This is a genomic window from Streptomyces sp. YS-3 (genome assembly GCF_045257485.1).
In the GTDB taxonomy this organism is placed as follows: Bacteria; Actinomycetota; Actinomycetes; order Streptomycetales; family Streptomycetaceae; genus Streptomyces.
This window is the reverse complement of sequence record NZ_JBJHPC010000200.1, coordinates 1-11528: the sequence shown is the minus strand read 5'-3', so window position 1 is coordinate 11528 and position 11528 is coordinate 1. Positions and strand designations below refer to the sequence as shown.

11 protein-coding genes and 1 riboswitch are annotated in these 11528 nt (G+C 71.3%); of the genes, 5 read left to right on the top strand and 6 right to left on the bottom strand.

The features are described 5' to 3' along the window. The coding region (locus ACJA3G_RS18060; protein ID WP_406554027.1) for an NAD(P)-binding protein at positions 1–1114 on the bottom strand (1114 nt) is incomplete at its 3' end. A gap of 111 nt (positions 1115–1225) precedes the next feature. On the opposite strand from ACJA3G_RS18060, the gene ACJA3G_RS18055 reads away from it, so the two are divergent. Continuing rightward, positions 1226–1894, top strand: coding sequence for a pentapeptide repeat-containing protein (locus ACJA3G_RS18055; RefSeq protein ID WP_406554026.1), 669 nt, complete (start codon positions 1226–1228; stop codon positions 1892–1894). A 45-nt stretch (positions 1895–1939) separates the two neighbouring features. Here the strand turns inward: ACJA3G_RS18055 and ACJA3G_RS18050 are convergent, their stop codons facing one another. The 3 genes from ACJA3G_RS18050 to ACJA3G_RS18040 all read right to left on the bottom strand — a co-directional run bounded on the left by ACJA3G_RS18050 (position 1940) and on the right by ACJA3G_RS18040 (position 5064). Further along, positions 1940–2443, bottom strand: a complete 504-nt coding sequence (locus tag ACJA3G_RS18050; RefSeq protein WP_406554028.1) for a hypothetical protein — start codon at positions 2441–2443, stop codon at positions 1940–1942. Between the two features lie 213 nt (positions 2444–2656). After that, positions 2657–4042 carry a trehalose-6-phosphate synthase gene (locus tag ACJA3G_RS18045; RefSeq protein WP_406554025.1) on the bottom strand — a complete coding sequence of 462 codons (1386 nt, stop codon included), beginning with the start codon at positions 4040–4042 and terminating at the stop codon, positions 2657–2659. Positions 4043–4116: 74 nt separating this feature from the next. Then, positions 4117–5064, bottom strand: a complete 948-nt coding sequence (locus tag ACJA3G_RS18040; RefSeq protein WP_406554024.1) for a glucosyl-3-phosphoglycerate synthase — start codon at positions 5062–5064, stop codon at positions 4117–4119. A 188-nt stretch (positions 5065–5252) separates the two neighbouring features. Next, a riboswitch (SAM riboswitch) is annotated at positions 5253–5380 on the top strand. Between ACJA3G_RS18040 and thrC the strand changes: the two genes are divergently transcribed. From thrC to groL, 4 genes are all read left to right on the top strand, one after another. Then, positions 5374–6726, top strand: a complete 1353-nt coding sequence (thrC, locus tag ACJA3G_RS18035; protein WP_406554023.1) for a threonine synthase — start codon at positions 5374–5376, stop codon at positions 6724–6726. It overlaps the preceding riboswitch by 7 nt. Before the next feature lie 37 nt (positions 6727–6763). Beyond that, positions 6764–7042: a MoaD/ThiS family protein gene (locus ACJA3G_RS18030; protein WP_406554022.1), complete on the top strand. Its 279-nt coding sequence runs from the start codon at positions 6764–6766 to the stop codon at positions 7040–7042. 409 nt (positions 7043–7451) lie between these two features. Beyond that, positions 7452–7655, top strand: a complete 204-nt coding sequence (locus tag ACJA3G_RS18025) for a cold-shock protein (protein WP_005315736.1) — start codon at positions 7452–7454, stop codon at positions 7653–7655. A 344-nt stretch (positions 7656–7999) separates the two neighbouring features. Beyond that, positions 8000–9625 (top strand): chaperonin GroEL, encoded by a 1626-nt coding sequence (gene groL / locus ACJA3G_RS18020; RefSeq protein WP_406554021.1) that lies wholly within the window; start codon positions 8000–8002, stop codon positions 9623–9625. Positions 9626–9718: 93 nt separating this feature from the next. On the opposite strand, the gene murQ is transcribed toward groL, so the two are convergent. After that, on the bottom strand, positions 9719–10636 hold the full coding sequence (gene murQ, locus ACJA3G_RS18015) for an N-acetylmuramic acid 6-phosphate etherase (protein WP_406554020.1): 918 nt from the start codon (positions 10634–10636) through the stop codon (positions 9719–9721). Between the two features lie 42 nt (positions 10637–10678). After that, positions 10679–11527 (bottom strand): MurR/RpiR family transcriptional regulator, encoded by an 849-nt coding sequence (locus ACJA3G_RS18010; RefSeq protein ID WP_406554019.1) that lies wholly within the window; start codon positions 11525–11527, stop codon positions 10679–10681. Between the last annotated feature and the right edge of the window lies 1 nt (position 11528).

The window sequence follows — 11528 nt, the reverse complement described above, 5'->3', positions numbered from 1 at the left end:
CCTCCACCCCACTCGCGAACGCCACCTCCGACAGGACGCCCGGTGCCGCCACCTGGTCGCCCGCCAGGAACACCCCGTGGCCGCGGTCGATCGCCGGGCGGTCGCGCCACGTCGTGCCGGGCAGATCCACCGCCCCCGTACGCCCCGCCGCGAGCGCGTCACGGCGCCAGGTGAGCCGCTGGCGCCAGCCCGCGAACGCCGCGTCCAGCAGACGCTCACCCCGCGCGACCCCATCGGCCTTCGACTCGTGCGGCGCGATGGGGAACTGCGCCTGGAGGAGCTGGTGCCCGGCCGGCGCGAGCGTGCGGCCCGCTGCCGTGAAGCGTTCGATCCAGCCCGGCGTCTCCAGGTCCGAGACGACGAACGGATCCCCCCGCCGGCTGGTGAGCCCGACGTCCATCAGCACCGTACGGCCACTGGTCCAGCGCAGCGAGTCGTCGCCGAGCAGCCGGCGCGCGGCGTCGAGGGAGGTCGCGACGACCACCGGCCCGTGGTCGTCGGGGAGCGCGTCCACGCGCGCGGTGGTCTCCACGTGCACCCCCAGCTCCCACGCGCGCGTGGCCATCCGGTCGACCAGCGCGCCCCAACCCCCCACCGGATAGCGCGCCTCGGGGGGCAGCGCGGCGGCGCGGTGCAGCCGCTCCTGGACGAACGCGGCGGAGAGCGAGCCGGGATCGTGGTGGAAGACGGCGACGGCCGCGTAGTTGGCTGCGGCGCGGGCGGCCCTGGCGCCGACGACCCCGGCCGCCCAGGTGGCGAAGTCCGTGTCCACGGGGGCGCTTCCCGGACTCTGCCGGGCCAGTTTCAGCAGGGCCAGAGGCGGAGTGTGCCGCAGCGAGCCGTCCCAGTGGAAGCGGAATCTGGCGGCCTCCAGCGGCGGTACGGAGGCGACCTGCCCCAGCAGGCCACGGCGTTTGAGCCAGGCCCAGTGCGGGCCGCCGTTGTACAGGGCGTGCGGACCGTCGTTGGTGAGGTACGGCCCCTCCGCGGTACGCGCGCGCCCGCCCAGCGTGTGGTGCGACTCGTACAGGTTCACCCGGGCGCCGGACTCGGCCGCGGTGATGGCCGCGGTGAGCCCGGCGAGGCCGCCGCCGATGACGGTGATCCGGTCCATTCTGCTCTCCTGTCGCTGTACGGGCACTCATCGTTAGAGACGGAGCGAGGAGGGGGGAATGTGACAGGTAGGGGTGGGACGGTTGTCAGTGGGGTGGTCCAGCATGGAGTCATGGCGAAGAGGGCGAGCGAAGTGACGGCGGTGCGGCGTCCGGAAGTACGGCTGCCCCCGCTGGCACCACACGGTCCGGCGGAACTGGAACCGGAGGGCGACTACGACGGCCTGGAGTTCCGGAATCTGGACCTGTCGGGCCAGGAGGGCACCGGGGCCCGCTTCATGGACTGCGGGGTGTTCGGCTGCGTGCTGGACGAGACGCGGCTGCCCGGGTCCCGTCTCATCGACACGGTGATCTCCGGGGTCCGCGGCGTGGGGACCGACCTCTCGCGCGCGTCCCTGCGCGATGTGGAGATCCATGACGTCCGGATGGGTGGTGTGCAGCTGCACGGCGCGGTGCTCGAACGGGTGCTGATCCGCGGCGGAAAGATCGACTATCTGAATCTGCGCGACACGGACCTGCGGGACGTGGTCTTCGAGAACTGCGTCCTGGCCGAGCCGGACTTCGCGGCGGCCCGGCTCGACCGGGTGGCGTTCGCGGGCTGCGAGCTGCGGGGCGCGGACTTCACCGGCGCCCGGATGAAGGACGTGGACCTGCGCGGCGCCTCGCTCCTGGACATCGCCCGGGGCGTGGACCGGCTGGCGGGCGCGGTGATCACGCCGTCCCAGCTGGTCGATCTGGCGCCCGCGTTCGCGGCGCAGGTGGGGGTGCGGGTGGTGGCGTGAGGCCGCCCGCCGCCCGCCGCCCGCCGCGCGGCCGGGCGGCCCGCCCTAGTCCGTCAGGCGCGGGAAGCGGGCCTGAAGGGTCCAGATGACGGGGTTCTCGGCGAGGTCGTCGTGCATGTCGCTGAGGTCGGCGATCACGTCGTGCAGGAAGTCGCGGGCCTCGCGGCGCAGCAGGCGGTGGCTGAAGGTGAGCGGGGGCTCGTCGCCGGGCATCCAGTCGGCCTCGACGTCCACCCAGCCGAAGCGGCGCTCGAAGAGCATGCGATCGGTGGACTCGGTGAAGTCGATCTCGGCGTACTGGCTCCGGGAGGAGCGGCTGCCGCGCGGGTCGCGGTCGAGCGCCTCCACGGTGTCGCAGAGCGCCCAGGCGAAGTCGAGCACCGGCACCCATCCCCAGGCTGTGGACACCTCGCGGTCCTTCTTGGTGTCGGCGAGGTAGACGTCTCCGCAGAAGAGGTCGTGGCGCAGGGCGTGGACGTCCGCGCGGCGGTAGTCGGTCTGCGGGGGGTCGGGGAAGCGGTTGGAGAGGGAGTAGCCGATGTCGAGCACGCTCGATGGTCCCACGCCCTCGTACTGCCGACCCCACACCTCCCCCTCCACGGGACTGCGCCCCGCGCCCCTGAAGGGGTCGGAACTTCAGCTGCGGGTCCGTCTGGGCTGGTCGCGCAGTTCCCCGCGCCCCTGGGCAGTCTGGGGCGCGGGGCTGTGTTGATGTGCGGCTCCGCCGCATGGGCGCGAGCAACCCACGTCCGTGGACGAAGGTCAGCGTCGCAGTTCCTCCAGCTGGTCCAGGAACCACCGCTGCGGCGGCAGCGCGGTCGCCGCAGCCGCCAGCCGCTTCGTGCGCGCGGTCCGCTCCTCCGGCCCCATGGACAGCGCCTCGTGCAGCGCGGTCGCCGTGCCCGACACGTCGTACGGGTTCACCACCACCGCGTCCTCGCCGAGCTCCTCGTACGCCCCCGCCTCCCGCGACAGCACCAGCGCGCACCCGGAGTCCGAGACCACCGGCACCTCCTTGGCGACCAGGTTCATGCCGTCCCGGATCGGGTTGACCAGCGCCACGTCGGCCAGCCGGTACGCCGCCAGCGACCGGGCGAAGTCGTCCTTCACATGGAGGACCACCGGGGTCCAGTCGGCCGTCCCGTACGCGGAGTTGATCGAGGCGGCCACCCGGGACACCTCCTCGGTGTACTCCCGGTACACCGCCAGGTCCTGCCGCGACGGATAGGCGAAGGCGACGTGCACCACCCGCTCGCGCCACTCGGGGCGCTCCTCCAGGAGCTGCCGGTACGCCAGCAGTCCCCGCACGATGTTCTTCGACAGCTCCGTGCGGTCGACCCGGACGATCGTGCGGCGGCCCGCGCCGATCTCCTCCCGCAGCGCGGCCATCCGCTCCTCGACGTCGCTCTCGTGCGAGCGGCGCCGCAGGAACTCGGCGTCCGCGCCGAGCCCGTGCACCCCGATCCGGGTGGTGCCCGTACCGCCGACGACGTCCTCGCAGCAGCGGGTGAACGCGTCCGCCCAGCGCCGGGTCAGGAAGCCGAGCCGGTCCGCGCCGAGCATCCCCTTCAGGAGCTGTGCGGCCACGTCGTCCGGCAGCATCCGGAAGTACTCCGGCGGCGCCCACGGGGTGTGCGAGAAGTGGCCGATGCGCAGGTCGGGGCGGAGTTCGCGGAGCATGCCGGGGACCAGCGCCAGGTGGTAGTCCTGGACCACCACGGCCGCCCCGTCCGCCGCCTCGTCCGCCAGGGCCCGCGCGAAGGCCCGGTTGTACGCCTCGTACGCGCCCCACTGGCGCCGGAACTCCGCGTCGAAGGCGGGCTCCAGCGGCGTCTGGTAGAGCATGTGGTGGACGAACCACAGCACCGAGTTGGCGATGCCGTTGTACGCGTCGGCGTGCACGGACGCGTCGATGTCGAGCATCCGCACACCCGGCTCGCCCACCCCGCGCCGCACGGCCTCCCGGTCGCCGTCGCCGAGCGCGGAGCACACCCACAGGGTGTCCGCCTCGGCGCCGATGGCGGAGAGGCCCGAGACCAGGCCGCCGCCGCCGCGGCGGGGTGTGAGTGTTCCGTCGGGGTCGAGGGTGTACGAGACCGGGCCGCGGTTGGACGCGACGAGGACCTGGGCAGCACGCGCGGAGACCATGGAGACGAACCTAGCCCGAAGCGGAATGCCTCAAACGTGCGAACAGCGTCACGGACCCCGACGGTCATGTTCGTTTACGCCGCGCGATGCACCGCGTACTCCGAGATTTCGCGCATGGGCGGCCGTTCCTCGGTGTCCACCGCGTACGTGCGCGGGACGAAGCCGTCCTCGGCCCGCTCGAACTGGGTCAGCGAGGGCCGCACCAAGTGGGCCCGGGACAGCCGCAGTTGGGCCGTGCGGTAGATCGCGGCGGCCATCCGGCCGAGCGCCTGCCCGTCCTGGTGGCGGTGTCTGCGCACGCCCACGTCGACCTGGGCCAGCGCGTCGAGACCCACGGTGTGCAGCGCGTCGACGAGGAGCCCCAGCTCCACTCCGTAACCGACGGGGAAGGGCAGTCGCTCCAGCAGGGAGCGCCGGGCCGCGTACTCGCCGCCCAGCGGCTGGACGAACCCGGCCAGCTGGGGCCAGTGCAGATTGAGCAGCGGGCGGGCCACCAGTTCGGTGACGCGACCGCCCTGGCCTGGGGAGTCGCCGAACGGGCGGTCGTACATCGCCTTGACGAGGTCGACGTCCGGATCGGTCAGGAGGGGGCCGACGATCCCGGAGACGAAGCCGGGGTCGAAGTCCTTCAGGTCCGCGTCGATGAAGCAGACGATGTCACCCGTGGTGACCAGCAGGGAGCGCCACAGGACCTCGCCCTTGCCGGGCAGCGCCGGTATCCGGGGCAGGATCGCGTCCCGGTGCACCACCCGGGCGCCGGCGGCGGACGCGACCTCGGCCGTACGGTCGGTGGAGCCGGAGTCGACCACCACCAGCTCGTCCACCAGCGGCACGGCGGCGGTCATCAGCTCGCGGCGGATCGCGGTCACGATCTGCCCGACCGTGGCCTCCTCGTCCAGCGCCGGCAGGACCACGCTGACCGTGGTGCCCGTGCGGCGCTTGGCGGCCGTGATCGCGTCCAGCGGGCGGTCGGCCGCCGACCAGGAACGCCTGCTCAGCCAGCGTTCCACCTCTTCCAGCACGATCGGTGACCCCTCTGTGAGTGACGGTGTGCGGGACGGTACGGGTGCCGTGTGTGGTCCGTCTCGCGGTTCGGACGACTATCTCAACCGTCCGCGCCTTCGGTTACAGTCTTGAACAACGCGGACGGCCGTCGCATGTCGGGGTCGCCACGCGGACAAATGCCCGGGTCATGGACCCGGTGCCACAGCGCTCATCCAGAGGGACTGAGGGAACGGCCCGTTGAAGTCCCGGCAACCCTCCTGCCGACCGCGAGGTCACGGTGGGGAAGGTGCCAATTCCGTCTCATGGCGAAATGCGCCATGGGGAAGATGAGGAGAAAGGGCCTCGCCATCATGGCTGTGCACACCGCCGACGTAGCTGCCACCACGGTCGCCACCGCGGACACCACCACCGTAAACGCCACCACCTCCGTGGATCTCGGTCCCGCCGTCGCGCTTTCCTGCCGGGAATGCGGCGAGCGCTTCGAGCTCGGCCCCATCTTCGCCTGCGCCCTGTGTTTCGGGCCGCTCGAAGTCGCGTACGACCTTCCGACAGGTGATCCCGAGGCGCTCCGCAAGCGGATCGAAGCGGGCCCGGACAACATCTGGCGCTATGCGCCCCTGCTGCCTGTTCCGGCCAATGTGGCTGAAAAGCCCAACCTGAATCCGGGATTCACCAAGCTCGTCAAGGCCGACAACCTCGCCCGGGAACTCGGCGTCACCGGCGGTCTCTACGTCAAGGACGACTCCGGCAACCCGACGCACTCCTTCAAGGACCGCGTCGTCGCCATCGCCGTCGAGGCCGCCCGCGCCTTCGGCTTCACCACGCTCTCCTGCTCCTCCACCGGCAACCTCGCGGGCGCGGTGGGCGCCGCCGCCGCCCGCGCCGGCCTGCGCTCCTGCGTCTTCATCCCGCACGACCTGGAGCAGGGCAAGGTCGTCATGGCCGCGGTGTACGGCGGCGAGCTGGTCGGCATCGAGGGCAACTACGACGACGTCAACCGCTTCTGCTCGGAGCTCATCGGCGACCCGCTCGGCGAGGGCTGGGGCTTCGTCAACGTGAACCTGCGCCCGTACTACGGCGAGGGTTCCAAGACGCTGGCGTACGAGATCTGCGAGCAGCTCGGCTGGCGGCTGCCCGACCAGCTCGTCGTCCCGATCGCCTCCGGCTCCCAGCTCACGAAGATCGACAAGGGGCTCCAGGAGCTGATCCGGATGGGGCTCGTCGAGGACCGGCCGTACAAGATCTTCGGCGCCCAGGCCGAGGGCTGCTCGCCGGTCTCCACCGCCTTCAAGGCGGGCCACGACGTGGTCCGCCCGCAGAAGCCGGACACGATCGCCAAGTCCCTGGCCATCGGCAACCCGGCGGACGGCCCGTACGTCCTGGACATCGCCCGGCGCACCGGCGGCGCGGTGGAGGACGTGAACGACGGGCAGATCGTGGACGCGATCAAGCTGCTGGCCCGGACCGAGGGCATCTTCGCCGAGACGGCGGGCGGCGTGACGGTCGGTGTCACCCGCAAGCTCATCGAGGACGGGCTTCTGGACCCGGCTCTGACTACTGTCGTCCTCAACACGGGTGACGGCCTCAAGACCCTGGACGCGGTGGCGCCGACCACCGGCCCGACCGCGACCATCCGCCCGAGCCTGGACGCGTTCCGCGACGCCGGCCTGGCCGGCTGACCCACCAGCAGCTCCCAGACGGAAGGCAGGAAGCCCCATGAGCGTCAACGTCCGCATCCCCACCATCCTCCGTACGTACACCGGCGGGCAGGCCGAGGTCGCGGCCGAGGGTGCCACCCTCGCCGAGGTCATCGCCGACCTGGAGAAGAACCACACCGGGATCGCCGCCCGGGTCCTGGACGATCAGGGCAAGCTGCGCCGGTTCGTCAACGTGTACGTCAACGACGACGACGTCCGCTTCGAGCAGGGGCTGGAGACGGCCACGCCGGACGGCGCCGGAATCTCGATCATTCCCGCCGTCGCGGGCGGCTGCTGACCTACGCGCTGTTACCTGAATTGCCCCCTCCGCAAGCTAAGCGGAGGGGGCAATTCAGTGTGGTTGAGCGCGGTACAGTGGGGAAGTCCCCTTCGCTGCGCATGCCACGTGCATATGAGAACGCGACGAACCGGCGTCGAGATGCAGTCAAAGTGTTCGAGCATATTGCTCCTTAAGTGCGCTTTGCCCGGCCCGACTTGCCCCGTAATGCTGGAATAGGCGGCATTCCGCTCCCGGCCCCTGCCCGGAATTCTCGTCCGACTGACCTGTTGCAGAGGGCAGTTGGGCAGATACATTCAGCCGCGGTCGACGCGTTCCGGCGCACACCCTCTCCTGTCGGAGGGTGGAGATCTGACCCGGGTCCGCGAAGTGCGGTCCCGTGCAAGGGCCAGTAATAGGGGAGTTAGGCATGGCTCAGGGCACCGTCAAGTGGTTCAACGCGGAGAAGGGGTACGGCTTCATCGCGGTCGACGGTGGTGCGGATGTTTTCGTCCACTACAGCGCGATCCAGATGGACGGGTACCGCACCCTTGAAGAAGGTCAGCGAGTCGAGTTCGAGATCTCGCAGGGCCAGAAGGGTCCGCAGGCGGACATGGTCAAGCTCGCCGTCTGATCTCGGCGCGATCGGCCACCGACGCATACAGGCCCGTGGGGCCCGCATCCTCTGTAAATGGATGCGGGCCCCACGTGTGTGTCCGGGCCCGCGCCGGTGCCCCCGGCCGCGGCGCGCGGGTGTCCGGGACCGGGCCGTGGCGGTGGGACGGCCTTGCACTCTCCGGGGTCGAGTGCTAATCATTGGCGTTAGCACTCTCCCAGTGAGAGTGACAGAACTTGGATCGGGTCAGTGAGGCCTGCGGACCGGGTGGGGCAAGGAACCACAAGGGCCGCGAGCCGTCCGTCGCGGGCACCGGCGCGGTCCACGAAGAACGCCACCCCTGTCCGGGAGGACCACTTCACATGGCCAAGATCATCGCGTTCGACGAGGAGGCACGGCGCGGTCTCGAGCGCGGGATGAACCAGCTCGCCGACGCCGTCAAGGTCACCCTTGGCCCCAAGGGCCGCAACGTCGTCCTCGAGAAGAAGTGGGGCGCCCCCACGATCACCAACGATGGTGTTTCCATCGCCAAGGAGATCGAGCTCGAGGACCCGTACGAGAAGATCGGCGCCGAGCTGGTCAAGGAAGTCGCCAAGAAGACGGACGACGTCGCCGGTGACGGTACGACCACCGCGACCGTCCTCGCCCAGGCGCTCGTCCGCGAGGGTCTGCGCAACGTGGCCGCGGGTGCCAACCCGATGGCCCTGAAGCGCGGCATCGAGAAGGCCGTCGAGGCCGTCTCCGGTGCGCTCCTGGAGCAGGCGAAGGATGTCGAGACCAAGGAGCAGATCGCTTCGACGGCCTCCATCTCCGCCGCCGACACCCAGATCGGCGAGCTCATCGCCGAGGCGATGGACAAGGTCGGCAAGGAAGGCGTCATCACGGTCGAGGAGTCCCAGACCTTCGGTCTGGAGCTCGAGCTCACCGAGGGCATGCGCTTCGACAAGGGCTACATCTCGGCGTACTTCGCGACCGACATGGAGCGCATGGAAGCCGCGCTCGACGACCCGTACATCCTGATCGTCAACTCGAAGATCGGCTCGGTCAAGGACCTGCTGCCGCTCCTCGAGAAGGTCATGCAGTCGGGCAAGCCGCTCCTGATCATCGCCGAGGACGTCGAGGGCGAGGCCCTGTCGACCCTGGTCGTGAACAAGATCCGCGGCACCTTCAAGTCCGTCGCCGTCAAGGCCCCGGGCTTCGGCGACCGCCGCAAGGCCATGCTGAACGACATCGCCATCCTCACCGGCGGCACGGTCATCTCCGAGGAGGTCGGCCTCAAGCTGGAGAACGCGGGCCTCGACCTGCTCGGCCGCGCCCGCAAGGTCGTCATCACCAAGGACGAGACCACCATCGTCGACGGTGCCGGTGACAGCGAGCAGGTCGCCGGTCGCGTGAACCAGATCCGCGCCGAGATCGAGAACTCGGACTCGGACTACGACCGCGAGAAGCTCCAGGAGCGTCTGGCGAAGCTGGCCGGCGGCGTGGCCGTCATCAAGGCCGGCGCCGCCACCGAGGTGGAGCTCAAGGAGCGCAAGCACCGCATCGAGGACGCCGTGCGCAACGCCAAGGCGGCCGTCGAGGAGGGCATCGTCGCCGGCGGTGGCGTGGCCCTGCTCCAGGCCTCCTCGGTCTTCGAGAAGCTGGACCTCGCGGGTGACGAGCTGACCGGCGCCAACGCCGTGAAGCTCGCCCTGGAGGCCCCGCTGAAGCAGATCGCCGTCAACGGTGGTCTCGAGGGCGGCGTCATCGTCGAGAAGGTCCGCAACCTGCCCGTCGGCCACGGTCTGAACGCCGCGACCGGTGAGTACGTGGACATGATCGCCGAGGGCATCATCGACCCGGCGAAGGTCACGCGCTCCGCGCTGCAGAACGCCGCGTCGATCGCCGCGCTGTTCCTCACCACCGAGGCCGTCATCGCCGACAAGCCGGAGAAGGCCGCCGCGGGCGGCGCTCCGGGCGGCATGCCGGGCGGTGACATGGACTTCTGATCCTCTTCCGAGGATCGGCGAGCCCGTTACGTACGGAGGGCGGCACCCCACTGGGGGTGCCGCCCTTCGGCGTTCGCGGGGTCCGGCGGCCGGCTACGGCAGCGCGGCGCGCAGCCGGCCCCGGGCCTCCGCCAGCCGGCGGGTCGCCGTCGCCGCGTCCAGATCCGCAAGCAGCATCAGGATCGCCGTCTTCACCTCGCCGCCGGCGGCGGACAGGGCGGCCTCGACGGCCTCCTCGTCCGCGTCCGTGGCCAGCGCCACGATCCGGCGGGAGCGGGCCCGCAGCTTGTCGTTGGAGGCGCGGACGTCGACCATCAGGTTCCCGTACGTCTTGCCGAGCCGGATCATCGTGATCGTCGAGATCATGTTGAGGACGAGCTTCTGCGCGGTGCCGGACTTCAGCCGGGTCGAGCCGGTCAGCAGCTCCGGGCCGACCACCACCTCGATGCCGTGCTCGGCGGCGGCGGCGAGCGCCGAGCCCGCGTTGCAGGCCAGGCCGATGGTCAGCGCCCCGCGCGCCCGGGCGTGTTCGACCGCGCCCACCGCGTACGGGGTGCGGCCGGAGGCGGAGACACCGACGACCGTGTCGAGCGCGGTGAGGGCGAGCCCGTCCAGATCGGCCGCCGCCAGCTCCCCGGAGTCCTCGGCGCCCTCGACGGAGGAGGCGAGCGCCGCCGGGCCGCCCGCGATCAGGCCGACGACCTGCGAGGGGTCGGTGTTGAAGGTGGGCGGGCACTCGCTGGCGTCCAGCACGCCGAGCCGTCCGGCGGTGCCCGCGCCCGCGTAGACCAGCCGCCCGCCCCGGCCCATCCGCTCGGCGGTGGCGTCGATGGCGGCGGCGATGCGCGGGAGCTGGGCGGCGACGGCGGCGGGGACCGTGGCGTCCTCGCCGTTCATGATGCGGGCGATCTCGGCGGTCGGCAGCCGGTCGATGTCGGCGAGCTCGGGCCGGAACGCCTCGGTGGTCAGGGCGGCCAGCTGGGCGCGGAGTTCCCCGTACGTGGAAGTCATGGCAGCGCTGCTCTTTCGTGACGTGTGCGAGGGCGCCCGGGGTCAGCGGGTGCGCGGGCTGTGGCGGTGGGCGAGTGCCTCGTAGGAGGCGGCGAGCGCGGGGGCGGCCGTCTCGTACGTGCGCTGGGCGACACCGATGAACAGGCAGTCCACGACGAGGAGTTGGCTGGTGCGCGACGACATCGCGGCCGGGCGCAGCTCGCTCTCGCGGGCGGTGGAGGTGGTCAGGACGTGGTCGGCGTACTGGGAGACGGGGCCGTCGGGGCGGCCGGTGACGGCGATGGTGGTGGCGCCCCGGTCGAAGGCGACGCGCAGCGGCTCGATGACGTCACCGGTGGAGCCGGAGTGGGTGATGGCGACGGCCGCGTCCCCCGTCCGCAGCTGCACGGCGTTGGTGACGGCGAGGTGCGGGTCGGTGTGGGCGTGCGCGATGAGGCCGATCCGCAGCAGCTTCTGCGCGAGGTCCTGGCCGACGAGGGAGGAGGCGCCGACGCCGTACACATCGATGCGGCGGGCCTGCGCGAGGGCGGCGACGGCCGCGCCGAGCTGGACGGTGTCGAGGGCGGCGGCGGTGTCGGCGAGCGTCTGCTGCTCGTCGTGGGCGAGCTTGGCGACGACGTCGGCGAGGGGGTCGTCCACGGCGATGTCGGCGGTGACGGCCGGGGCGCGCCCCGACTGCTGCTGGGCGGCGAGCCCGGCGAGCGCGAGGCGCAGATCGCGGTAGCCGGGATAGCCGAGGAGGCGGGCGGTGCGGACCACGGTGGCCTCGCTGGTGCCGGTGAGCTCGGCGAGGCCGGTGACGGTGAGGGCGGCGCACCCGGCCGGGTCCTGGGCGACGGCCTCGGCGACGCGCTGCATGGAGCGGGTCATGGAGGGGGCCAGCGTGCGCACC